This window comes from Variovorax sp. GW822-FHT04E09 (genome assembly GCF_058800845.1).
The window spans coordinates 178823-202077 of record NZ_JBXAMR010000001.1 but is presented as its reverse complement, the minus strand read 5'-3'; the positions used below and the strand labels follow the sequence as shown (position 1 = coordinate 202077).

24 protein-coding genes and 1 riboswitch are annotated in these 23255 nt (G+C 69.7%); of the genes, 7 read left to right on the top strand and 17 right to left on the bottom strand.

Annotation, left to right across the window (positions count from 1 at the left end):
• Position 1: 1 nt before the first annotated feature.
• The 7 genes from cobO to AC1RL8_RS00940 all read right to left on the bottom strand — a co-directional run bounded on the left by cobO (position 2) and on the right by AC1RL8_RS00940 (position 7460).
• Positions 2-571: a cob(I)yrinic acid a,c-diamide adenosyltransferase gene (cobO, locus tag AC1RL8_RS00970; RefSeq protein ID WP_062479880.1), complete on the bottom strand. Its 570-nt coding sequence runs from the start codon at positions 569-571 to the stop codon at positions 2-4.
• Positions 572-884: 313 nt separating this feature from the next.
• Positions 885-1667 carry an ABC transporter ATP-binding protein gene (locus tag AC1RL8_RS00965; RefSeq protein ID WP_492685548.1) on the bottom strand — a complete coding sequence of 261 codons (783 nt, stop codon included), beginning with the start codon at positions 1665-1667 and terminating at the stop codon, positions 885-887.
• On the bottom strand, positions 1664-2674 hold the full coding sequence (locus AC1RL8_RS00960; RefSeq protein WP_095747588.1) for a FecCD family ABC transporter permease: 1011 nt from the start codon (positions 2672-2674) through the stop codon (positions 1664-1666). Before AC1RL8_RS00960 ends, AC1RL8_RS00965 begins: the two co-directional genes overlap by 4 nt.
• A 5-nt stretch (positions 2675-2679) precedes the next feature.
• The gene (locus tag AC1RL8_RS00955; RefSeq protein ID WP_492685709.1) at positions 2680-3546 is read right to left on the bottom strand and encodes an ABC transporter substrate-binding protein; all 867 of its coding nucleotides are present in this window, start codon (positions 3544-3546) and stop codon (positions 2680-2682) included.
• A gap of 11 nt (positions 3547-3557) precedes the next feature.
• Positions 3558-4139 (bottom strand): bifunctional adenosylcobinamide kinase/adenosylcobinamide-phosphate guanylyltransferase, encoded by a 582-nt coding sequence (locus AC1RL8_RS00950; RefSeq protein ID WP_492685547.1) that lies wholly within the window; start codon positions 4137-4139, stop codon positions 3558-3560.
• Positions 4126-5523: a cobyrinic acid a,c-diamide synthase CobB gene (locus tag AC1RL8_RS00945; RefSeq protein ID WP_492685546.1), complete on the bottom strand. Its 1398-nt coding sequence runs from the start codon at positions 5521-5523 to the stop codon at positions 4126-4128. The genes AC1RL8_RS00950 and AC1RL8_RS00945 overlap by 14 nt, the downstream gene beginning before the upstream one ends.
• Positions 5508-7460, bottom strand: a complete 1953-nt coding sequence (locus AC1RL8_RS00940; RefSeq protein WP_492685545.1) for a TonB-dependent receptor domain-containing protein — start codon at positions 7458-7460, stop codon at positions 5508-5510. Before AC1RL8_RS00940 ends, AC1RL8_RS00945 begins: the two co-directional genes overlap by 16 nt.
• Positions 7461-7532: 72 nt before the next feature.
• A riboswitch (cobalamin riboswitch) is annotated at positions 7533-7772 on the bottom strand.
• Between the two features lie 133 nt (positions 7773-7905).
• On the opposite strand from AC1RL8_RS00940, the gene AC1RL8_RS00935 reads away from it, so the two are divergent.
• From AC1RL8_RS00935 to AC1RL8_RS00920, 4 genes are all read left to right on the top strand, one after another.
• The gene (locus AC1RL8_RS00935; protein WP_056581479.1) at positions 7906-8133 is read left to right on the top strand and encodes a hypothetical protein; all 228 of its coding nucleotides are present in this window, start codon (positions 7906-7908) and stop codon (positions 8131-8133) included.
• Positions 8130-8465 carry a cell division protein ZapA gene (locus tag AC1RL8_RS00930; protein ID WP_062480529.1) on the top strand — a complete coding sequence of 112 codons (336 nt, stop codon included), beginning with the start codon at positions 8130-8132 and terminating at the stop codon, positions 8463-8465. Before AC1RL8_RS00935 ends, AC1RL8_RS00930 begins: the two co-directional genes overlap by 4 nt.
• A 292-nt stretch (positions 8466-8757) precedes the next feature.
• Positions 8758-9585 (top strand): sulfite exporter TauE/SafE family protein, encoded by an 828-nt coding sequence (locus AC1RL8_RS00925; RefSeq protein ID WP_070060491.1) that lies wholly within the window; start codon positions 8758-8760, stop codon positions 9583-9585.
• A 73-nt stretch (positions 9586-9658) separates the two neighbouring features.
• A complete protein-coding gene (locus AC1RL8_RS00920) occupies positions 9659-10084 on the top strand; it encodes a universal stress protein (protein ID WP_062480532.1) in 426 nt (141 codons plus the stop codon).
• 45 nt (positions 10085-10129) lie between these two features.
• Here the strand turns inward: AC1RL8_RS00920 and AC1RL8_RS00915 are convergent, their stop codons facing one another.
• Positions 10130-11095, bottom strand: coding sequence for an AraC-like ligand-binding domain-containing protein (locus tag AC1RL8_RS00915; protein ID WP_492685544.1), 966 nt, complete (start codon positions 11093-11095; stop codon positions 10130-10132).
• Positions 11096-11274: 179 nt separating this feature from the next.
• Here AC1RL8_RS00915 and AC1RL8_RS00910 point away from each other — a divergent pair, with 179 nt between their 5' ends.
• Together AC1RL8_RS00910 and AC1RL8_RS00905 are read left to right on the top strand one after the other, a co-directional pair.
• Entirely contained in the window at positions 11275-12279 is a 1005-nt protein-coding gene (locus AC1RL8_RS00910) for a carbon-nitrogen hydrolase family protein (protein ID WP_492685543.1), read from the top strand.
• Positions 12280-12299: 20 nt separating this feature from the next.
• Positions 12300-13364: a phenylacetaldoxime dehydratase family protein gene (locus tag AC1RL8_RS00905; RefSeq protein ID WP_492685542.1), complete on the top strand. Its 1065-nt coding sequence runs from the start codon at positions 12300-12302 to the stop codon at positions 13362-13364.
• A 21-nt stretch (positions 13365-13385) separates the two neighbouring features.
• On the opposite strand, the gene AC1RL8_RS00900 is transcribed toward AC1RL8_RS00905, so the two are convergent.
• The 8 genes from AC1RL8_RS00900 to AC1RL8_RS00865 form a co-directional block, all read right to left on the bottom strand.
• A complete protein-coding gene (locus AC1RL8_RS00900; RefSeq protein WP_492685541.1) occupies positions 13386-14930 on the bottom strand; it encodes a malonate--CoA ligase in 1545 nt (514 codons plus the stop codon).
• A gap of 27 nt (positions 14931-14957) precedes the next feature.
• Complete coding sequence (locus AC1RL8_RS00895; RefSeq protein WP_492685540.1) at positions 14958-15740, bottom strand: enoyl-CoA hydratase/isomerase family protein; 783 nt, start codon at positions 15738-15740, stop codon at positions 14958-14960.
• The gene (locus AC1RL8_RS00890; protein ID WP_062480542.1) at positions 15737-16726 is read right to left on the bottom strand and encodes a Bug family tripartite tricarboxylate transporter substrate binding protein; all 990 of its coding nucleotides are present in this window, start codon (positions 16724-16726) and stop codon (positions 15737-15739) included. Before AC1RL8_RS00890 ends, AC1RL8_RS00895 begins: the two co-directional genes overlap by 4 nt.
• 93 nt (positions 16727-16819) lie before the next feature.
• Positions 16820-18286, bottom strand: a complete 1467-nt coding sequence (locus AC1RL8_RS00885) for a malonyl-CoA decarboxylase (RefSeq protein ID WP_492685539.1) — start codon at positions 18284-18286, stop codon at positions 16820-16822.
• 43 nt (positions 18287-18329) lie between these two features.
• Positions 18330-18998 (bottom strand): GntR family transcriptional regulator, encoded by a 669-nt coding sequence (locus tag AC1RL8_RS00880; protein WP_062480546.1) that lies wholly within the window; start codon positions 18996-18998, stop codon positions 18330-18332.
• A 190-nt stretch (positions 18999-19188) separates the two neighbouring features.
• On the bottom strand, positions 19189-20019 hold the full coding sequence (gene lgt, locus AC1RL8_RS00875; RefSeq protein ID WP_492685538.1) for a prolipoprotein diacylglyceryl transferase: 831 nt from the start codon (positions 20017-20019) through the stop codon (positions 19189-19191).
• Between the two features lie 57 nt (positions 20020-20076).
• Positions 20077-20346, bottom strand: a complete 270-nt coding sequence (locus AC1RL8_RS00870) for a hypothetical protein (RefSeq protein ID WP_390344242.1) — start codon at positions 20344-20346, stop codon at positions 20077-20079.
• Positions 20347-20388: 42 nt separating this feature from the next.
• Entirely contained in the window at positions 20389-21162 is a 774-nt protein-coding gene (locus AC1RL8_RS00865; protein ID WP_070060483.1) for an SDR family oxidoreductase, read from the bottom strand.
• Positions 21163-21302: 140 nt separating this feature from the next.
• On the opposite strand from AC1RL8_RS00865, the gene AC1RL8_RS00860 reads away from it, so the two are divergent.
• A complete protein-coding gene (locus AC1RL8_RS00860) occupies positions 21303-22241 on the top strand; it encodes a LysR family transcriptional regulator (RefSeq protein ID WP_492685537.1) in 939 nt (312 codons plus the stop codon).
• Positions 22242-22244: 3 nt separating this feature from the next.
• Here AC1RL8_RS00860 and AC1RL8_RS00855 read toward each other — a convergent pair whose 3' ends face one another.
• On the bottom strand, positions 22245-23186 hold the full coding sequence (locus tag AC1RL8_RS00855; RefSeq protein WP_139703735.1) for a LysR family transcriptional regulator: 942 nt from the start codon (positions 23184-23186) through the stop codon (positions 22245-22247).
• Positions 23187-23255 lie beyond the last annotated feature (69 nt).

Here is a 23255-nt window from a genome sequence, read left to right as displayed (position 1 = left end):
GTCAGTCCTCGATGCCGCGCTGTGCCGGGATGCCGGCCTTGAACGCGTGCTTGACCATCTGCATCTCGGTGACGGTGTCGGCCAGCTCGATGATCTCGGGCGGGCAGCGGCGGCCGGTGAGAGCGACGTGCACGTGCTTGGGGCGCGCGCGCAAGGTCTCGAGCACGCCTTCGAGCGGCAGCCAGCCGTAGATCAGCGGGTAGGTGATCTCGTCGAGCACCACGAGGAAGAAGTCGCCCGACAGGATCGCGGCCTTGGCCTTTTCCCAGCCGTCGCGCGCCAGCTGGCCCGAGCGCTCGAGGTCCTGGCTCTTCCAGCTGAAGCCGTCGCCCAGGCCTTCGATGGGAATGCCGATCTGCTCGAACATGCGGTGCTCGCCGAAGCGCGCCGAAGGCACCTTCATGAACTGGTAGATCTTCACGGCCTTGCCACGGCCGTGTGCGCGCAGCGCGAGGCCGAAGGCTGCCGTGCTCTTGCCCTTGCCGTCGCCCGTGTTGACGATGACGATGCCGCGGCGTTCGCCTTCGGGCTTTTCGTAGGGCTTTTCGCTGGGAGGGGTTTCTATTTGCATGAGGGGTTCCGTTCTTGGGTGTTCTTGTGTCCGTTGTTCAGGGCGTGTGCACAGGCCACCGGGTACTTCCCTCCGCGAATGTCCCCCGGGCTTCGCCCTCCTCCTTGATTTCGCTGCGGGAAGCACCCGGTGTCCTGCGCACGATGGGCGCTGTCGTTGTGCTTGTCGATCAACAGCTGCACTGCCCCACGTTCACGTCGATGGGGTGCCTTGCGCAGCGAAATCAAGGAGGAGGCCGCAGGCCGGGGGACATTCGCGGAGCAAGGTGCCCCGTCGGCGGGAGCGCGCCCTGAATGACTCGATGCGCGAGGCTTCATAACGGCAACGCGATCCATTGGTCCGCCACGCGATGCACGCGAATGCGATGGTCGAACACCTGCTCCAGCGCCTGGTGAGTTTCAGGGTCGGAGCAGGCACCGTGATGCGTCACCCGCCCCCGATTCATCACCACCAATTCGTCCGCAGCCAGCGCCATCGGCAGCTCGTGCAACACGCTGACCACGGTGCGGCCTTCCGCCACCAGTGCACGCGCCGTCTGCATCCAGTCGGCCTGATGCGGCGGATCGAGGTTGGCCAGCGGCTCGTCCATCAGCAGCAGCTCGGCCTCGACCGCCAGCGCGCGCGCCAGCAGCACGCGCTGGCGCTCGCCTCCCGACAGCTGCCCCAGCGGACGGTCGCGCCAGTCCCAGGCCTGGGTGCTGCGCAATGCGCGCTCCACCGCATCGCGATCGGCTTCGCTGGGTGCCGCGAGCCAGCGCTGATGAGGCAGCCGCCCGAGCATGGCGACGTCGTAGACCATCAAATCGTCGGCACTGCCCTCGCCCGTGCCGCTCTGGCCCAGCCATGACAAACGCCGTGCGCGCACGCGGGCCGGCACGGCCGCCTGCGCCTCGCCGAAGAGCCGCACTTCGCCGCGATGTGCAAGCAACCCTGCCAGCGCTTTCAACAACGTCGACTTGCCGGCGCCGTTCGGCCCGACGATGCTGGTCCAGCGGCCGGCCGCAAGCGCCAGGTCGATGCCGTGCAGCACCTCGACCGACCCGAGCGTGGCGCTGAGACCGTGCGCTTCGAGCGCGGCTGATGAGGTGCGGCTCACAGTCCGCCTCCCTTCGCGCCGCGCCGGTGCATCAGCCACAGCAGGTAGCTGCCGCCGAGCACCGCGGTGAGCACGCCCACCGGCAGTTCCTGCGGCGCGATCAGCCAGCGCGCCAGCAGGTCGGCCGCCATCAGCAGCAGCCCGCCCATCAACGCCGACAGCACGATCAGCCGCGCATGCGTGGTCTTGACCACCGAGCGCACCAGGTGCGGCGCGGCCAGGCCGACAAAAGCGATCAGGCCGGTCTGCGCGACGGCGGCGCCGGTCGCCAGTGCCAACACGGCCACCAGCGCGGCGCGCATGGCGCCCAGCGGCAGGCCCAGGCTGCGTGCCGTGGCCTCGCCCAGCGCCAGGCCGTCGAGCACCGGCGCGAGCGCCCAGGCCAGCAGCAGGCAGGCCGCGCCGACCGCCGCCATCACGGCGCAGGCGGCCCAGCCGACCAGGCCAGTGCTGCCGAGCACGAAGCCCTGCAGCGCCTGAAGAATGTCGGCCGAGGCGATGGTGATGAGGTCCTTGGCGGCGCCCAGCACCACGCCGACGATCACCCCCGCGAGCAGCAGCCGCAAGGTCTGCTGCACGCCGCGCGCCAGCGTGAGCGTGAGCAGCACCGCGGCCACCGCGCCGACGAAGGCCGCGCCGGTGAGCCCCAGGCGCATCACCCATTGCGTGCTGGTGACGGAGCCGCCGAACAGCATCAGCGCCAGCGCCACGGCGAGCGACGCGCCCGAGGCGCTGCCCAGCAGGTACGGGTCGGCCAGCGGGTTGCGGAACAGGCCCTGCGCCACCGCGCCCGCAAGCCCGAGCAGCGCGCCCGCCAGCCATGCGCCGAGGGTGCGCGGCAAGCGGATGTCCCACACGATCTGCAGCGCCACCGGGTCGTGCCGCGCGGACAGCAGGCTCTGGAAACCGGTGCTGCCAATGCCCAGGCCGAAGAGCAGCAGCGCCGCGCCCAGCACCAGCAGGCCGGCACCGAGCAGCAGCACGCGACGCAGGTGCGCGGAATGCATGCCGCTCACCGCCCCTTGTCCGCCAGGCACTGCGCCATCAGGCGCGCGGCCTCGTCCATGCGTGGGCCGGGGCGCACGACCACGTCGGTCTGCTCGGCGTCGAAGCGGCACACGCGGCCTTCGCGCACCGCGCGGATGCCGCCCCAGCCGGGTCGCTGCTCCAGCCCCATGGCGCTGCGCACGCTGACCATGATGAGGTCGGGGTTCGCGCGCACCACGAACTCGGGGTTGAGCTTGGGAAAGGGGCCGAGCGACGCCGGCACGATGTTCTTCACGCCCAGCCGCGCGAGCGTCTCGCCGATGAAGGACGAATCGCCCGCCGCGTAGGGGCCGGTGTTGACCTCGAAGTACACGCGCAGGCCCTTGGCGCTGGCGGGCAGCGACTGGGCCGCGGCCGACACCGCCGCGTCGATGGCGCGCCACACGGCGGGCGCCTCGTGCGTGCCGAGCACCTGGTCGAGTGCGCCCAGCACGCGGCGCACGTCGGCATGGCTCTTGGGTTCGAGCACGATCACCTTCAGGCCCAGTGCCTCGAGCCGCTGCGTGACGCGCGACGATTTGGCGAGCAGCACCACGTCGGGCTTGAGCGCGACGATGGCTTCGACATTCGGATCGATCCCGCCGCCAAGCTGCGGCAGCGCGCGCACCTGCGCGGGCGAATTGGAATAACGGTCGACGCCGATCAGACGGTCGCAGGCGCCGAGCGCGCAGACGCCTTCGGTCAGCGACGGCAGCAGCGAGACGATGCGCTGCGGCGCTTGCGCCAAGTGCACGGTAACGCCGCGCTCATCGACCACATCGACGGCCTGCGCCGCCTGCGCGCCCACCACCAGGGCGAGCCCGAGCAACGACGCTCGCAACCAGGTCTTCATGCGATCGAAGCTCATGCGCCGGGCGCCTTCAGCGTCAGCGGCAGGCCGGCGACCATCAGCGTCGCGCGGTGGCAGGCGGCCGCCACGTCCTGGTTCAGCCGGCCGAGCACATCGACGAAGGCACGGGTCTCGCGGCCGAGCGGGATCACGCCCAGGCCGATTTCGTTGCCGACCAGCACCACCGGCCCGCGCGCCTCGCGCAGCGCGATGAGCAGCAGCGTGGCGTGCGCCGAGGGCGTGCGTGTGACCACGGCGGCGCCTTCGGTGCGCAGCGGCATCAGCAGGTTGGTGAGCCACAGCGTGAGGCAGTCGACCACCACGAGCGTGTCGGGCGCGCTCTGCGTGACGATGGCGCGCCCCAGCTCGATCGGCTCCTCGAGGGTCTGCAGACCGGGCACGCGCTCGGCGCGGTCGACCTGGTGGCGCGCGATGCGCTCGCGCATCTCGTCGTCGTGGGCCTGCGCGGTGGCGATCAGCACCGCGCGGCGCGATGCGGGCGCCTGGGCCAGCCAGTCGGCCGCGCGCTGTTCGGCGCGGCGCGACTTGCCGCTTTTCTGGCCGCCGAGGATGAATTCGTGCTCAGTGAGGGGCATCGGGGGGCGCCTGTGCGGCGTGGCTGTCGAGTTCGAGGGGCATGGCGCTGAAGAGCCGCGCGGTCGCTTCCGGGCTGGACGCGAACCACGCATGGAAGTAGCTCGCGCGCACGGGGCCGTGCACGTACAGCGCCTCGCCGCCGCGCGTGCCGACAGTGCGCGCGACGGGCGCGAGCGGCGTCTCGCAGCGCGAGTAGTGGAAGGTGTGGCCGCGCAGGGCGTGCACGCCCAGGTCGAGCTGCTGCGGGCCCAAGCCGGCCAGCCGCTTCTGCATGACGGCCCGCCCCGGCAGCACGCCCCAGAGGCGGTGCACGTCGGTCGGCTCGGCGTCGTCGCGCGTGGCGAGTTCGTCGAACAGCGCCATCATGCCGCCGCATTCGGCCCAGATCGGCTTGCCGGCCGTGACGTGGTTGGCGAGCGAGAGTCGCAACCGGTCGCTGGCCGACAGCACGGCCGCATGCAGCTCGGGGTAGCCGCCGGGCAGCCATGCGGCGTCGCAGGGCGGCAGCGGTTCGTCGGCCAGCGGCGAGAAGAACGCGAGCCGCGCACCGAGGGCCTCGAGCACCTCGAGGTTGGCCGGGTAGATGAACGAGAACGCCGTGTCGCGCGCGATGGCGATGGTGCGCCCGGCCAGCAGCGGCGCGACGGGCGCCGTCGGCGCGGGCTCGAAGCGTACCTGCGGCAGCTGCCCGGGCGCGCGCTGCCCCAGCGGCGTGGCGGCGAGCACGTCGGCCGCGGCATCGAGCCGCACCATTGCGTCGCCGAGTTCGGCCGCGCCGACCAGCCCCAGGTGGCGTTCGGGCAGCGCGAAATCGGCGCTGCGCGGCAAGGCGCCGAGCCAGTCGCCGGGCTCGCGCAAGGCGTCTTTCAGCATGTCGGCATGGCGCTCGCCGGCCACGCGGTTGGCGAGCACGCCGGCCCAGGGCAGGCCCGGGCGGAAGTTCTGCAGGCCGTAGGCCAGCGCGCCGAAAGTGCCGGTCATGGCTTGCGCGTCGATCACGGCCAGCACCGGCAGGCCCAGGCGCTCGGCCAGCTCGGCCGCGCTGGGCGTGCCGTCGAACAGGCCCATCACGCCTTCGACGATCACCAGGTCGGCCTCGCTCGCGGCGGCATGCAGGCGCGCGCGGCAGTCGGCTTCGCCGGTCATCCACAGGTCGAGCGAATGCACCGGCGCGCCGGTGGCCAGCGCGAGCCAGTGCGGATCGAGGAAGTCGGGACCGCACTTGAAGGCCCGCACGCGGCGGCCCTGGCGCACGTGCAGCCGCGCCAGCGCGGCCGCGACCGTGGTCTTGCCCTGCCCCGAGGCCGGCGCGGCCACGAGCACCGCGGCGCAGGTGACGGCTGCGCCGGGCGAGGAGCGACGGGTGTTTACTGCGGAGTCCACTTGAGTCCGACGTACGCGGTGCGGCCCCCGGTGGCGTAGAGCCGTGCGAACTGGTAGTCCTTGTCGCCCACATTGTCCACGCGCGCCACCAGGTTCAGGTCGCGCATGATCTGCTTGCTGGCCGACAGGTTCAGCAGCGTGTAGCCGCCCAGCTTGACGGTGTTGGCCGCGTCGTCGTAGCGCTTGCCCGAGCTTTGGAGCTCGGCGCCCAGCGTCCAGCCGGCGATGCGCCAGTCGGCGCCCAGCGTGCCGTGGGCCCGGGCGCGGCGTGCCAGCAGGTGGTCGGTGGCGAGGTCGCGCGGGTCCTGGTAGTCGAGCGAGGCGCGCAGCGTGACGTCGCCGATGCGGTGGCCGCCCGTGAGCGTCACGCCCTGGTAGCGCGCACGCGCCGTGCTGGCGTAGCAGCCGAACGACGACTGGCAGCCCTTGGCGCTGCCGTCGAACACGATCAGGTTCTGCACCCGGTTGCGGTACAGCACGATGCCGGCCTGCGTGGCGCCGGCCGTGTACTGCAGGCCCAGCTCGACGTTGCGGCTCGATTCGGGTTGCAGGCTCGCCAGGCCGTATTCGCTGAAGCGCTGGTACAGCGTGGGCGCGCGGAACGCGGTGCCGGCCGACACGGTGGCGCGCAGGCTCGGCGTGATGGCGTAGCCGTAGGCGGCGCTGCCGGTGGTCTTGCCACCGAACTCGCTGTCGTCGTCATGGCGCACGTGCAGCTGCAGCGAATGCGGGCCCTTCACGTAGCCGTAGCCCAGTGCGGCGGCGTTCTGCGAGCGGTCGCGCGAGAACAGCTTGGCCGAGGTGGTCGGCGCGTTTTCGAGCGCGTCTTCGCGGCGCTCGAGCGTGGCGGTCACCAGGTGCGCGCCGAAGCGGAATTCGTTCTGGAACAGGTAGCCGCGCAGGCGGGTTTCGGTGCGATAGAACGAGGGCTGGGTCTTGTAGACCGTTTGCGAATCGGTCACCTGCAGGCGGGTGCTGTAGATGTCGTTCCACTTGGCCGACCAGGTCAGGCCGGCGGTGCGCAGCTCGTTGGTCGACACGTCGTTGCGGAAGGTGATCGGCGGCTTGGTGCGAAAGCTCACCGACGGGTCGTAGGCGGCCGCGGTGTTGCTGGTGAGCAAAGTGGCGTCGATGCGCTGGTCGGGCGCGATCTGGAAACCCAGCTTCAGGTTGCCCGAGGTGCTGCGGTAGCCGTCGCGGTCGGGGTTGGTGAAGCCGTCCTTCGAGGGCGTGCGCTTGGCGATCGGCTGGATGTTGAAGCCCTTGCTTTCTTCATGCGCCACGCCGAACGAGTAGTCGAGCAGGCCCGACTTGCCGCTCACGCCGCCTTCGATCCGGCGCAGGCCGTGGCTGCCGAAGCCGATGCCGGCGTAGGGCGACACGCCCTCCTCGCCGCGCTTGGTGAAGAGCTGGATCACGCCGCCCACGGCGTCCGAGCCGTACACCGCGGCGGCCGGGCCGCGCAGCACTTCGATGCGGTCGATCTGCGCGAGCGGAATGCCTTCCCAGCCGGCGCCGCCGGTCGATTGCGAATCGATGCGCACGCCATCGAGGTAGACCGCGGTGAAGCGCGATTCGGCGCCGCGGATGAACACGCTGGTGGCGTTGCCCACGCCGCCGCTGCGCGAGATCTCCATGCCGGGCAGGCGCGCCAGCACGTCGGCCACGCCGGTCGCGCCGCTGCGCTCGATGGTCTTGCGGTCGACGATGGAGACATCGCCCACCAGGTCCGACAGCGCCTGCGGCGTGCGGTTGGCGGTGACGACGGTCTCGTCGAGCGTGGCAGATGCTGCTGCGGCGGCTTGCGCCTGCGCGGCCAGCGGCACCAGCGCCAGACCGCCGAAGGCCGAAGCCAGGGCGAGCGTCAGCGGCAGGCACGCGGGACGGTTGCGGCGCACGCTGGCGCGGCCGCTGGAGAGGGAAACACAGGAAATCATGGGGTGAACCGAACGAACTTCTATGCCCTGGCCGGCTTCCCCGCCGGCGCCATGGGCGTCATGGCTGCCGATGCGGCAGCCGCCTTGTTGGCCGGTATCCGGGCTGGCAGATCGACCCTTTGCCGCCTTCCCAGGCACCTGTTTCAGGGCGCCCAGTGGCTGGATGGAAAGGGGTGACGCGTTGCGGCGTCGTCTGCTTGACCGTTGCGGGGGCAGCGCAGGCGGCTTCGGCCCCGGGGGGCGTCCACTCCTGCTTCCCGTTGAACTGCGCCGTGCGAACCACGCCGCGAGCACCAACGGGCGAGATTTTAGGCCCACGGGGCGGGCACGCCACACCGGGTTTGATCGCAGGCGGCGCAGGCCCCAGAATCTCGGCCACGTCCGGTGCGCGCCCCGCGCGGTGCGCCGGATGTTCCGAATTCCCGGGAAACTACAATCGCCAACCATGCCCGCCTCCAGCCCCATCGACCAGATCGCCGAGCGTGTGGAACGCCTGCTCGTGCGTCACGAAGAGGTGCAGCGCACCAACGCGCTGCTGCAGGAACAGGTCGATGCGCTCACGCGTGAACGCGACGGCCTGAAGTCGCGGCTCGCCGCGGCCCGCACCCGCCTCGATGCCCTGCTCGAACGGCTGCCGGCCGAACCCCCTTCCGAAGATTCCCATCACGCATGAAGCAGATTGAAGTACAGATCATGGGCCAGAGCTATTTGCTCGGCTGTCCCGACGGCGGCGAAGCGCAACTGCGCGAGGCCGTCGACCGCGTGGACGCGGCCATGTGCAAGATCCGCGACGCGGGCAAGGTGAAGGCCCGCGACCGCATCGCCGTGCTCGCCTCGCTGAACCTGGCTTTCGATCTCGCGGCCCAGCAGGCCGCTGCTGCCGCCGCACCGGCCCCCGTCGCGGCCAGCAGCACGGAAGAAACCGCCACCGACACCGACCCGAAGGCGGCCCAGCTCATTCAGAGACTCGATCAGGCCCTGGCGGGCGATGGACATTTGCTCTGAGGGCACGCGGCCCGGCACATCCGGGGCGTAAAATCCGTTTTGTCTGCAGACGTGTCGGGCTTAATATTTCCTTGTTCCAATGCTCTCCGGAGCCGGGCTTGGTACATCGCTTGACGGGCGTGATCATCTCGCGTCAGATGAACCCGAAGTCCGGCTGCCCTCGCCCACCTGAACCCTGGTTCAGGATGCGGGTCCGGCACACCATCTGCAGACACCTTTTCCCGCCACGGCCCCCTGCTTCACCGCACGGGGCCGTTGCTTTTTCAGCCGCTCGTTCTTTCCCCATCCTCCCGTGAACCTCGCTGCCCTGCTCGACCCGCTCCTGATCGCCGAACTCGCCGCGCTCGGCCTGGGCACCGGTTTCCTCGCCGGCCTCCTGGGCATCGGCGGCGGCATGCTGATGGTGCCGTTCATCACGATCATCATGGGCCAGCGCGGCGTGCCGGCCGACCTGGCGGTGAAGATGGCGATCGCGACCTCGATGGCGACGATCATCTTCACGTCGGTGTCCAGCGTGCGCGCGCACCACAAGCGCGGCGCGGTGCGCTGGGACATCGTGCAGCGCCTGGCCCCCGGCATCGTCATCGGCAGCCTCGCGGGCAGCCTGGGCGTGTTCGCGCTGCTCAAGGGCACGGCGCTGGCCATCTTCTTCGCACTGTTCGTGGGCTTCTCGGCCACGCAGATGTTCCTCGACAAGAAACCCAAGCCCACGCGCCAGATGCCGGGCACCGGGGGCCAGCTCGCAGCGGGCGGCATCATCGGCTTCATCTCGGGCCTGGTGGGCGCGGGCGGCGGCTTCATCAGCGTGCCGTTCATGACCTGGTGCAACGTGGCGATCCACAACGCGGTGGCGACCAGCGCGGCGCTGGGCTTTCCGATTGCGGTGGCCAACGTGCTGGGCTATGTGCTCAGCGGCCAGTCGGTGCAGGGCCTGCCGGCCGGCGCCTTCGGCTACATCTGGCTGCCCGCGCTCGTGGTGATCGCGGCCTGCAGCGTGTTCACCGCGCCGTTGGGCGCCAAGGCCGCGCACAGCCTGCCGGTGAAGAAGCTCAAGCGCGTGTTCGCGAGCATCCTGTACCTGCTGGCCGCCTACATGCTCTGGAAGGGCCTGCGGGGCTGAGGCATATCAAACACTCGCTGGCTTTCCTGTGCCATCCTATGCGGCACTTGTTCACAGTCGTAGAAGGAAAGCCATGAAAATCCTCATTGCAGTCGACGGCAGCGCCTACACGCAAAAGGCCCTCAACTATCTGCTCGCCAACCGCGCCATGTTCGTGGACGGCCATGAGCTGGTGGTGGTCAATGTCTGCACCGGCATCTCCGGCCACGTGGCACGCCACCTGAGCAAGGAAATCGTCACCGAGTACTACGCCGAGGAAAACGCCAAGGTGCTCGACCCGGTGAAGGCCTGGTTCGCCGAGAAAGGCGTGGCCAACTTCACTGCCGATGCGCGCCACGGCCACGCGGCCGAGGAAATCCTCAAGTCGGCCACCGAATCGAAGGCCGAGCTGATCGTGCTGGGCACGCACGGCCACGGCATCCTGGGCCGCGCACTGATGGGTTCGGTCGCGACCAAGGTCGTGGCCGAGACCGACATCTCGGTGCTGCTGGTCCAGTAAGAAGACCCGACCGCCCCGGCGACGGCCGATGCGCCGTGGCCGCGGTCACTGCGGCGAGCGCTGCCGCCGCCATTCGCGCGGCGAACACCCGAAGCGCTCGCGAAACGCGCGGCTGAAATGCGCCGCGTCGTTGAACCCCCTCCCGTACGCGATCTCTCCCACGGGCCGCCCTGCCAGGCGCGGCTCCAGCAGGTCGCGGCTGCATGCGTCGAGCCGGCGCTCCCAGATGTACTGCGAGGGCGTCAGCGGCTCGCTCTTGAACACGCGGTGGATGTGGCTCACCGACATGCCCAGCTGCGCCGCCAGCGTGCCCACCGACAGCGTCGGATCGGCCAGCTGCTCGTCGATGCGCTGCTTCACGCGCGCGAGGTGGTACGCCGTGAGCTTGCTGAGCGCCGGTGCGTGCGCCGCGGGCAGCGTCTGCAGGCCGGCCACCAGGATGTTCTGCACGCCATGGGCCACCGCCAGCGCCGAGGCCGGCTGCAGCGCGTCGAAGTCCTCGCGCAGCGTGCGGATCATGCCCAGCAGCAGGTGCCCCGCGCCCTCGCGCCCTGACACCGTGGTGGCCGTGAGCGCTTCGGTGTCGCGCAGTTCGCTGCGCAGCCGCTCGCCGGGCAGCTTGAGCACGATCTGCTCGAAGGGCTGGTCGAACAGCAGCTGGTAAGGCCGCGTGCTGTCGTACAGCGCGAAGTCGCCGGCGCCGAGCACGGCGTCGCGCCCGTCCTGGCGCACCACGCCCTGCCCGCGCGCCTGGATGCTCACGAGAAAACAGTCGTCGCTCGACGCCGCGATGTGGCCCGGCGTGCGCATCACCTTCTGCGCCCGCGAGGTCACGACCGACATGCCGAGGCCGGGCAGTGCGTGCTGGCGGATGCTGCCCTCGAAGTCGCCGCCGTCGCCGGTGCGCACCGCGTCGCATTCGAGCTGCACGTAGACGTTGCAGATCATGTCGGTCCAGTACGCGAGCCGCTGGTCGCGCGGGACGGCATCGGTGCTGAGCAAGGGGGTCATCGGGGTCCTCGGAAGGCCTTCGCAAGGCACATGCAACGCTGGAACAAGAACGCCGCCAATCCGGGTCAAGGCGTTCCGGCGGCGCGAATTTACGCTTCATGCAACCCGCATGCCACCGCGCAAACCCGGTGCGCACAGTGGGGATTTCGTTACGTTCATTGCCCCCTGGAGAACACCCCATGCCGACCACCGTCCACCCCCAGCTCCGCGTCGCCGCCGTGCAGGCCGCGCCTGTTTTCCTCGACCTCGACGCCACCATCGACAAGACCGTCGACCTCATGGCGCAGGCCGCGAAACAGGGCGTGCAGCTCATCGCCTTTCCCGAGACCTGGGTGCCGGGCTACCCGTGGTGGGTCTGGCTCGATTCGCCGGCGTGGGGCATGCAGTTCGTGCAGCGCTATCACGACAACTCGCTGGTCATCGGCTCGCCCGAGTTCGAACGCCTGCAGGCGGCGGCGCGCCAGCACAAGATCTGGCTCTCGCTCGGCTACAGCGAGAAAGCGGCGGGCAGCCTGTACATCGCGCAGGCACTGATCGACGACCAGGGCCGCACCGTGCAGACGCGTCGCAAGCTCAAGCCCACGCACGTGGAACGCACCGTGTTCGGCGAAGGCGACGGCGCCGACCTGCACGTGGTCCAGACGCCGCTGGGCAACATCGGCTCGCTGTGCTGCTGGGAACACCTGCAGCCGCTGAGCAAGTACGCGATGTACGCGCAGAACGAGCAGATCCACTGCGGCGCATGGCCGAGCTTTTCGCTCTACCGCGGCGCGGCCTACGCGCTGGGCCATGAGGTCAACAACGCCGCGAGCCAGGTGTATGCAGTCGAGGGCGGCTGCTTCGTCATCGCGCCCTGCGCCACGGTGTCGAAGGCCATGAGCGAGCTGATGTGCACCGACGACGGCAAGCGGCAGATGCTGGGCGTCGGCGGCGGGCATGCGCGCATCTACGGCCCGGACGGTTCGCCGCTGGGCACGCCGCTGGCCGAGGACGCCGAAGGCCTGGTGATCGCCGACATCGACCTGGGCATGATCGCGCTCGCCAAGGCGGCGGCCGACCCGAGCGGTCACTATTCGCGGCCCGACGTCACGCAGCTGCTGCTGAACAAGACGCGGCGCACGCCCGTGGTGGTGCAGCTCACGCCGGAGCCCGAGGGCAGCGTGCCCGAGCCGGTCGTGGCCTGAGCCGACCACGGAGCCGCACCATGGAATCGGCCATTCCCGAGCACCTGCGCTGCCCGCGCACCCGCGAGCGCCGCGTGGCAGACGACCACACCCCGCCCTACCCCGGCTGGTCGGCGCGCGCGCCCGCGGCGACGACCCAGGTCGTGATGGGCTACTTCGGCGTGCAGTCGCGCGGTCCGGCGATGCAGGGTCGGGCCTGCGCCGCGCTCCTGAAGATCGCCCGCGACTTCGCCCTGCCCGACGGGCCCGGCCACCACGACCTGGCCCATTGCGTCGACGCCGACGGGTACGACAACCTGATCGCGATCGCCTACTGGCGCGATGCAGCGGCGTTCGCGCGCTGGTGTGCCACGCCCGCCATCGAGGCCTGGTGGAACGCCGACGAGCGCTTGCATGAAGGCCTCGGCTACTTCCGCGAAATCGCCACCCCGCGTGCTGCGCACTTCGAGACCCTGTTCAGCACGCCCGACCGCCTCGAGGGCATCGGCGTGGTGATGGGCGGTGTGAGCGGCGAACTGCAGGAGCACGGCTACTGGGGGTCGATGCGCGATCGACTCCCGCTCGCGCAGGCCGACGCGCTCGCGCCTTCGGGCACGCGCGCGGTGATCGCCGGCACGCCTGCGTCAGGCCAGCGCGTGCGCATCGCGGGCCACACGCACCTCGCGATGATCCGTTCGGGCCAGGAATGGACCGAGACCACCGGCCAGGAACGCCAGCGCTACCTGGAAGACATGGCCCCGGTGCTGCGCGAAGGCATGGACTTCCTGCGCGACCAGGGCCTGCCCATCGGCTGCTACAGCAACCGCTTCATGCACCACCTCGACGCACACGGTGCACCGCTGCAGAAATCCTTCGGTCTGAGCTACTGGCGCTCGCTGGCCGACATGGAGCGCTGGGCCGAGTCGCACCCGACGCACGTCGCGATCTTCGGCAGCTTCATGCGCTATGTGCAGGCGCTGAACTTCGAGCTGCGCCTGCGCCTGTACCACGAGGTGTCGGTGCTGAAGGCCGACGAGCAAAGCTACGAGTACATCAACTGCCACGCGCGCAGCGGGCTGATGAACGGGCTCGCGCCCGCCGCCTGAAGCCTGGGCGCGCGGCGGGGCTCAGGCGGCGAACAGCCCCTTGTGCTCCGCCCGCAGCAGCGCCTTCTGCACCTTGCCCATCGTGTTGCGCGGCAGCTCCGGCACGACGAAGCAGCGCTTGGGGATCTTGAAGTTCGCCAGCTTGGCCTTGAGCTCGGCCACGATGGCGTCGGCGTCGATCGTGGCGCCGCCCTTGGGGATCACGATGGCCACGCCCACTTCGCCGAAGTCGGGGTGCGGCACGCCGATGACGGCGCTTTCGGCCACGCCGGCCATCTCGTTGATGTAGCCCTCGATCTCGGCCGGGTAGACGTTGTAGCCGCCGCTGATGATCAGGTCCTTGCTGCGCCCGACGATGGTGATGTAGCCGCGCGCATCGATCTTGCCCACGTCACCGGTCTTGAAGAAGCCGTCGGAGGTGAACTCTTCCTTCGTCTTCTCAGGCATGCGCCAGTAGCCGGCGAACACGTTGGGGCCCTTCACCTGGATGCCGCCGATCTCATCGACCGGCAAATCCTTGCCCTCGTCGTCGCGCACGCGCAGCTGCACGCCGGGCAGCGCGAAGCCGACGGTGCCGCCGCGGCGCTCGCCCTTGGCGGCGTCATACGGGTTGGACGTGAGCATGGCGGTCTCGCTCATGCCGTAGCGTTCCAGGATGGTGTGGCCGGTGCGCTCGCGCCATTCGTCGAAGGTCTCGATGAGCAGCGGCGCCGAGCCCGCGACGAACAGGCGCATGGTGCGCACCGCCTCGCGCGTGAGGCCCGGCTCGGCCAGCAGGCGCACGTAGAGCGTGGGCACACCCATGAACACGGTGGCCTCGGGCAGCTTGGCGACGATGCGCTTGGGGTCGAACTTCGAGAACCACAGGATCTTGCTGCCGTTGAGCAGCGCGCCGTGCAACGCCACGAACAGGCCGTGCACGTGGAAGATCGGCAGCGCGTGGATCAGCACGTCGCCCTTCGTCCAGCCCCAGTAGTCCTTGAGCACTTCGGCGTTCGACAGCAGGTTGCGGTGCGTGAGCATCGCGCCCTTGCTGCGGCCGGTGGTGCCGCTGGTGTACAGGATGGCGGCGAGGTCGTCGGGCTTCTTGAGCGCGACGGCATGCCGGTCGCTGCAGCGCGCCGCCGCGTCGAGCAGCGTGCCGGTGCGGTCGTCGTCCAGCGTGAACACGTGGCGCGTGCCGGCCGCCTCGGCGATGGGGCGCACCCAGGCCGCGTTGCGGCCGGTGCACACGACCACGGCGGGCTCGGCGTTGCCGATGAAGTACTCGATCTCGGCGCTCTGGTAGGCCGTGTTGAGCGGCAGGAACACGTAGCCCGCGCGCAGGGTCGCGAGGTACAGCAGCATGGCTTCGACCGATTTCTCGACCTGCACGGCGACGCGCGCACCCTTCTCGAGCTTGAGGCCGTCGAGCAGGTTGGCGATCATCGCGCTGGCGCGGTCGAGGTCGCGCCACGAGTAATGCAGGCCGTTCTCGGTCTCGACCGCGATGGCGTCGAGGTCGGCGGGAAAGGCGGCGCGCAAGGCGGCGAACAGGTTGGCGTTGGGGGAGGACTTCGTCTTCATCATCTTCGTCATCATCAAACGGCAGGCTCAGGAAGGTCGGAAATTCGGAGGGCGCTTGGCCAGGAAGGCATCGATGCCTTCGCGGTGCTCGGCGCTGTCGGCATAGTCATACGCGGTGGCCAGCAGCTGCTGTGCAGCCGCGCCGCCGCTCTTGAGTGCGGTGAAGGTGGCCTTATGCAGGCGCGCGGCCTGCGGCGACAGCGCGGCAATGCGCGCCGCATGGGCCTGCGCGGCGGCCGGCACCTCGGCGTCGGGCAGCACATGCAGGAGAAAACCGGCGTCGTACAGCCGCTGCGCGCCATGCACGCCGGCGGCCAGCAGCATGTCACGCGCGAGCACGTCGCCGATGGCGCCATGCACCAGCGCGGCTTCGCGCGGCGCCATGGGGAAGCCCAGCTTCGCGATGGGTGCGCCGAACTTCGCCGACGCGCCGGCCAGGCGGATGTCGCAGCAACTCGCGATCTCGACGCCGGCGCCCATGCAGACGCCTTCGATCTGGGCCACCAGCGGCAGCGGGCAGTCGAGCATCGCCTGCAGCGCGGCCCAGACTTCGTTCTCGTGGAATTCGCGCAGGCTCGCTTCCTCGAAGCGGAACGAGGGGTACTCGGAGATGTCGCCGCCCGCGCAGAAGGCACCGCCCTCCCCGCGCACGACGACGCAGCGCAGCGCGGTGTCGCCGTGCAGGTCGTCGAACACCGCGCGCAGCGCGCGCCACATGGCGCGCGTCATCGCATTGAGACGCCCCGGGTTCGACAGCGTGACGAGCGCCACGGCGCCTTCGCGGCGCAGCGAGACCTGCCGCTCGGTCATTCGAGCTTGGCGCCCGAGGCCTTCACGACGGTCGCCCATCGCTTGATCTCGGCGTTGACGAAGCGGCCGTAGGCGGCGTTCGTGACGTTCGGGATCTCGGAGCCGTTCTGGGCCCAGATGGCCTTCAGCTCGTCGGTGCCCAGCGCCTTCTTCATCGTGTCGATGATCTGCGTCTGCGCTTCGGCCGGCGTGCCCTTGGGCGCCCACAGGCCGTACCAGGTGGTGACGGTGTAGTCGGGCAGCCCGACCTCGGCGGCGCAGGGCACGTCGGGGAACGCGGGGTTGCGCTTGGCACCGGCCACCATGAGCGCCTTGATGCGGCCGCCCTTGATGTGCTGCGCGGAAGAACCCAGGCCGTCGAACATCAGGTCGACGTTGCCCGCGATCAGGTCGGACAGCGCCGGGCCCGCGCCGCGGTACGGAATGTGCGTGATGAAGGTGCCGGTCTGCAGCTTGAACAACTCGCCCGCCAGGTGGTGCGAGGTGCCCGAGCCGGCCGAGCCGTAGTTGAGCTTGCCGGGGTTGCGCTTGGCAGTGGCAATGAGCTCCTGGATGGTCGCGGCCTGCACCCGCTTCGGGTTGACCACCACCACCTGCGGCACGTTGGCCAGCAGCATCAGGGGCACGAAGTCTTTTTCAAGGTCGTAGTCGAGCTTGGGGTAGATCGACGGCGCGATCGCGTGGTGCACGGCGCCCATGAAGAGCGAGTAGCCGTCGGCCGGCAGCTTGGCCGCGATGCTCGCGCCCACGGTGCCGCCGGCGCCGCCGCGGTTGTCGATGACCAGCGTCTGGCCCGCCGCGCGGGAGAACTGGGCCGACAGCGGACGCGCGAAGGCGTCGGTGCCTCCGCCGGCCGGGAACGGCACCACCATGGTCACGGGCTTGGTCGGCCAGCCCTGGGCACGTGCGCCACCGCACAGGGCCACGGCCCCGGCTGCTGCGGCGACGCGCAGCACATCGCGTCGTTGAAAACTCTGTTGCGTCATCTGTCTCGTCTCCTGTCGTCGTCGTTGTAGATGTTGCCGCCCTCCGGCGGTCAAGGTGCGGGCCGCAGCGCTGCCGCGGCGAAGCGAACGGACTCAGCCTTTTTTGAGGAACAGGCCTTCGATGTCTCCCGAAACCGCGATCTTGCCTTCGGCCAGCCAGGTGCGATGCCGGTCCAGGCGCTTGAGGTCGTACAGGTAGTTGACCATGAGGCCGTACGACTGCTTGAGCCCCTTGGCCGACGGGTCGCCGGCCCAGTTGAGCCGCTCGACGCGCGCGCCATTGCCTAGGTGGAAGCGCGCGACCGGGTCGGCCGGCGTGCCGTCGACCAGCGTGCGGCCCAGGTATTCGGCGGTGGCCTGCAGCAGCCACTGGCGCAGCGGCGATTTCGCGTCGAGTTCTGCGGCCGCGTCGACCGCGGCCAGCAGGCGCTCGGCCGTGGGCGGCACCGAGCCGACGAGGCGGCCGAGTTCGGCTTCGCGCTTCTCGTCCAGGCGCGGCAGCAGCTCGGCGGCGTTCTTGGCGAGCCACGCGCGCAGGCCCGGAATGGGCGACAGCGTGGCAAAGGTCTTCAGGCGCGGCAGCTCGTCCTGCAGGGTCTCGACCACGCGCTTGATGAGCGAGTCGCCGAAGCTCACGCCGCGCAGGCCGGTCTGCGTGTTGCTGATCGAATAGAAGATCGCCGTGGTGGCCTTGGCCGGCTGCACCGGCACGGCGGCCTCGTCGAGCAGCGGCATGATGCCTTCGCTGATGCGGTCGACCAGCGCCACCTCGACGAAGATGAGCGGCTCGTTCGGCAGGCGCGGATGGAAGAAGCCGTAGCAGCGGCGGTCGCTGTCGTCGAGCCGGTTCTTCACGTCGGACCAGCTCTTGATGTCGTGCACCGCCTCGTAGCGGATGAGCTTCTCGATCAGCGAGGCCGGCGAGTTCCAGTCGATGCGGCGCAGCTCGAGAAAAGCCACGTCGAACCAGGTGGAAAACAGGTGCTCCAGCTCGGCCTCGAGCGCGAGCAGGCGCTTGTCGGACTTCAGGCACGGCAGCAGGTCGGCGCGCAGGTCGACCAAAAAGCGCATGCCGCCGGGCTCGACCGCGAAGCGCTGCAGCAGCCGCATGCGCGGCGACACCAGCGCGCGGCGCAGGCGCAGCTCGGCCTGCCCTTCGTCGGGCGTGCCGACGGCGCTCTGGTGCTGATCGCGCGCGCTCTTGAGCTTGCCCGCGTCGGCGGCGAAATGCTCGCTCATGAGCGCCCAGTAGTCGCGGCGCTCTTCGGGCGAAGCGCCGGCGTAGGCCTGCGCGATGGCATGGGCGCGGCGGCCGCCCTCGACCTCGCTCACGCGCGGATCGATCACCGCCTGCAGCTCGGCCAGCACGCGGCGCAGCGTGCGCGGCGACAGCGCCTCGTCGGCCTTGCGCAGCGTGGCCTGCAGCCGCTCGGCGGTGGTGCGGGCGCTGGGCTTGGGCGTGTGACGGGCCGGGCCTTTCGTGGCGCCGTTGCTCGCCACGGGAACCTTGGACGATTCGCCCATGCGCAGGCGCGCCTGGAACCACTCGGTCGCACTCATCGATCTGCTCCTGTGCCGTTGACTGTGTCGGTGCTGATGCGTGTCACGGCATCACCCGGGATTTCTGCTGTTGCATGACTTCGCGCAATGCTTCGCGCTGGCGCGTCATGTGGGTGCGCATGGCGGCGTCGGCGCCTTCGCTGTCGCGCGCCTTGAGCGCGGCGAACACGGCCAGGTGCTCCGACAGGCTCTGGTCGAGCCGCCCCGGCGCGTGCAGCTGCTGCAGCCGCGCCAGCTTCAGGATCTTGCGCAGGTCGCCGATCACCTGCGCCAGCCACTTGTTGTCGGCGAGCTTGATGATCGCCTCGTGAATGATGTGGTTGGTGGCGTAGTAGTCGTTGATGCGCCGCGCCTTGGCGTGGCGCACCAGGCGCTCGTGCAGCGCGTCGAGCTCGTTCAGCTCGGCGTCGCTGGCGTTGCGCGCGGCCTCGTAGGCGCAGCGCCCTTCGAGCAGCGCGATCACCGGAAAGATTTCGTCCAGGTCGCGCTCGGTCACCTCGTTCACGAAGCAACCGCGGCGCGGCTCGTGGCGCAGCAGGCCTTCGGCGGTGAGTACCTTCAGCGCCTCGCGCAGCGGCGTGCGCGAGATCGACAGCCGCTCGCACAGGGCCACCTCGTCCACGAAGCTGCCGGGCGACAGCGTGCCGTCGAAGATCTGCTCGCGCAGCGTGGCGGCGACTTCGTCGTGGAGGGAATTGGGGACCAGGCGCATGCGTGAAGGACTCGGAAAGTCGGTGGGCGTTTCGCGTAATTTCCTGTAATTACGCATAATTGTGAGTGCATGGTTAACGCAATGCAAGGGCCGCGCCCTGCCCTTGCGGCCCGGAATTACCCTGAGACCGACGAAAAAAAGCGGCGCCCACCCGAAGGTGCCGCGCCGCGTTGTGCGGGGTGTGGAGAGGTCAGGCGCGCGCGGTGCTGCCCGTCTTGCCGGCGCGGCCGAACCAGAACCACAGCGCGATGCCGGCGATCACCATCGGCACGCTGAGCCACTGGCCCTGGCTCAGGCTGAGTGCGCGCAGGCCCAGGAAATCGTCGGGCTCCCGGAAGTACTCGGCCACGAAGCGCAGCACGCCATAGCCGATGAGGAACACCGCGGCCACCTGCCCCTGCTTGCGCTCCTTGCGCGCATAGAGCCACATCACGACGAACAGCAGCAGGCCTTCGAGCAGGAACTGGTAGACCTGCGACGGGTGGCGCGGCAGCATCGAGCCGCTTTGCGGGAACACCATGCCCCAGGGCAGCTCGGGGCTGCTGAAGCGGCCCCACAGCTCGCCGTTGATGAAGTTGCCCACGCGGCCCGCGGCCAGGCCGGTCGGCACGCAGGGCGCGACGAAGTCCATCACCTGCCAGAACGGCCGCGCACGCGAGCGCGAGAACCACACCATGGCGCCGATCACGCCGAGCAGGCCGCCATGAAAGCTCATGCCGCCCTGCCAAACATAAAGAATCTCGAGCGGGTGCGTGAGGTAGTACTCGGGCTTGTAGAACAGGCAGTAGCCGAGCCGGCCACCGACGATCACGCCCATGACGCCCAGGAACAGGATGTCCTCGATGTCCTTGCGTTGCCACACGCCGGCCGTGGCCAGCGAGCGGAACGGCTCGTGGTGCAGGCGGCGCGTGCCCAGAAAGTAAAACAGCGCGAAGGCCGCCAGGTAGGTCAGGCCGTACCAGTGGATGGCCACCGGCCCCAGCTGCAAGGCGATGGGATTGATCTGCGGATACATGAGCATCCGACGATTGTGCCGTGGCGCAATGACGCCGCGGCCGCGGGGGCATTCAGGGCAATGTCAGCGCCCGAACTTCCACCACAGCAACCCCGCCACCAGGGCCGGCACTGCGAAGACGAACAGGAAGATCGGCAGCTCCTCGGCCACCGAATACCCGGCCTTGAGCACGCCCACGGCCATGTTGATGCCCGCGCCGACGAACCACGCCGGAATGAACCATTTGGCCGCCGCGGCCAGCGCCATCGACGAGCCGTCGCCCATGAAGCGGCCGGCCAGAAGAAACACCACCAGCAGCGCGAAGCCGCCCCCCATCACCATGACCGTGTGCATTTGCGTTGTCCTCCTGGGCGCATCTTGCCGGATATCGACGGGTCAGCGCGTGGTGTAGCCACCGTTGGCGAAGATGGTCTGGCCCGTGATCCACCAGCCCTCGGTGACCAGGAAGCGGACGATGGGTGCGATGTCCTCGATGTCGGTCAGGCCCTTCTTCGAGTACTTGCTCAGCGCGGCGGCGCTGCTGTGGTACGCCACGGCCTCGGGGCTTTCCTGGCCGTAGAAGAACGGCGTGTCCATCGGGCCCGGGCCGATGGCATTCACCGAGATGCCGCGGTCGCCGAACTCCTTGGAGGCCGCGCGCGTGTAGTGCTCCACCGCCGCCTTCGCCGCCGGGTAGATCGCATAGAACGGCGTGTAGGCCGCCAGCAGCGAGCTCACCAGCGTCACGATGCTGCCGCCGTCGGCCAGCGTGCGGCCGGCCTGCTGGATGAAGAAGAAAGCCGCCTTGGCATTGGCGTCGAAGCTCTTGTCGTAGTCGGCTTCGGTGATGTCCAGGATCGGCTTCTTGATCACCACGCCCGCCGTGTTGATCGCCAGGTCGACCTGGCCGAAGTGCTTCACGGCCTGGTCGAACAGCTTCACGTTGTTCTCGACCACCGCGAGGTCGCCCTGCACCAGCAGCGTGTCGGCGCCCTTGGCCTTCAGCGCGGCGGCGGTCTGCTCTGCCTCGGCGCGCGAACCGTCGCTGTTGTAGTGGATGGCGATGCCGCGGGCGCCGCCGTCCACCAGCTGGTGGGCGATGAGGGCACCGAGGTTCTTGCCGCCGCCGGCAATGACGGCGACCTTGTTCGTGAGCGTGCGTGCGGACATGGAAGGATTCCTTTGAGTGAGTGAAAGACCCGGGACGGGATGTGTGACGAGCCGCCAGTCTATTGATCGCCAAGTTGCGGATAAATCATTCATTCAAGGCTAGACTGTTCTGAAAACCAAGAACAATCAGCCCCGCCGCCATGGACCGCATCGAACTCCTCCAGGTCTTCCTGCGCGTGGCCGAAACCGGCAGCTTCACGCGCGCCGCCGACCGGCTGGCGCTGCCGCGCGCCACCATCTCGACCGCCATCCAGCAGCTCGAGGCGCGCCTGGGTTCGCGCCTGCTGCACCGCACCACGCGCCGCGTCGGCCTCACGCCCGACGGGGAGGTGCTGCTCGAGCGGGCCCGTGCGCTGGTGGCCGACATGGAAGACATGGAACAGCAGTTCCAGCCCGCGCACAGCAGCGTGAGCGGCCGGCTCAAGGTCGACGTGCCCAGCCGCATCGCGCGCCTGCTGATCGCGCCGGCGCTGCCCGACTTCTTTGCACGCCACCCGGCGGTCGAACTGGAACTCGGTTCCAGCGACCGCGCGGTCGACCTCGTGCTCGAAGGCGTGGACTGCGCCCTGCGCGTCGGCCCGCTCGCCAGCAGCAGCCTCGTGGCCCGGCCGCTGGGGCATTTCACGCTCATCAACTGCGCCAGCCCCGCCTACCTCGCGCGCCACGGCACGCCGCGCACGCCGGCCGACCTGCCGCAGCACGTGGCGGTCAACTACGCCTCGCCGACCAGCGGCCGGGCCGCGCCGTGGGAGTGGCAAGTGCGCGACGGCGAGACCCAGGTACTGCGCCTGCGCAGCCAGGTGGCGGCGAACAACGCCGAGACCTACATCGCCTGCGCGCTGGCGGGGTTGGGGCTGATCCAGATCCCGGCCTACGACGTGCGCGAGCACCTCGCGGCCGGCGAACTGGTGGAAGTGCTGCCCGACGCACGCGCCGAGCCGCTGCCGGTGCACCTCGTCTACCCGCACCGGCGCAATCTGTCGCGGCGGGTGCAGGCCTTCGCGGGATGGCTCGACGCGCTGCTGGCGGCCTCGCTCGATGCGCCCTCGCCCGTTGGCCGGGCGGCGCGCAGCGCCTGAGCCTTACGCCGGCACGCGCCCGGCCCGCTCGCGCACGAAGGCCACGAAGCGCGCCAGCGCCGGGTGCGCGGCCTGCGCGGGCCACACGAGGCTGGTCTCGCACACCGGCAAGGTCACGCGGCGGCGCCCCACGCCCTTGAACTCGTGGACCTGCCGGTAGACCACGCCCGCGCGCCGGAACTGCATCACGCTGTGCGGCACCCAGGCCGCGCCGATACCGCCCGACACGAGGTTGACGATGGTCTGCATCTGGATCGCCTCCTGCGCCACCTGGGGCGTCCGCCCGGCCGCGTGGTACAGGTCGAAGATCGCGTCGTGCAGCGAGGGCACGATGCGGCGCGGAAAGATCACCAGCGGCTCGTCCAGCACCTCGGCCAGCGGCACGGGCCGCGCCTCGGCCAGCCGGTGCTGGGCGGGCAGCGCGAGCACCAGCGGCTCCACCTCGACGGGCAGGCAGGCCAACCCCGGCGGCGCGGCGCCCGGCGAATGCAACATCAGGCCGGCGTCGATCTCGCCGCGCGCGAAGGCCTCGAGCTGCACGTCGCCGGTGGCCTCGACCAGCTCCAGCGCCACCTCCGGACACAGCACGCGGAACTCGCGCACCCAGGCCGGCAGCTGTTCGAAACCGACCGTCGAAACGAAGGCGATGCGCACGCGCCCCACCTGCCCCGCCGCCGCCGCGCGCGCCCGTGCCGGCAGCGCCTGGGCGCGCGCCAGCAGCTCGCGCACGTCGGGCAGCAGCGCCTCGCCGGCCGGCGTGAGCGCCACGCGGCGGCGTGTGCGGTCGAACAGCACCACGCCCAGCGTTTTCTCGAGCTGGGCAATGGCCTGCGTGACCGGCGGCTGCGTCATGTGCAGGCGCTGGGCGGCGCGACCGAAGTGCAGCTCTTCGGCCACAGCCACGAACTGGCGCCAGGCGCGCAGGTCGATGAGGGCTTCATTCATATGCCAAGCATATCAATCCAAGCTTCAAATTGGATTGGAACCAATCAATCAGAAGTCCGATACTTGGCG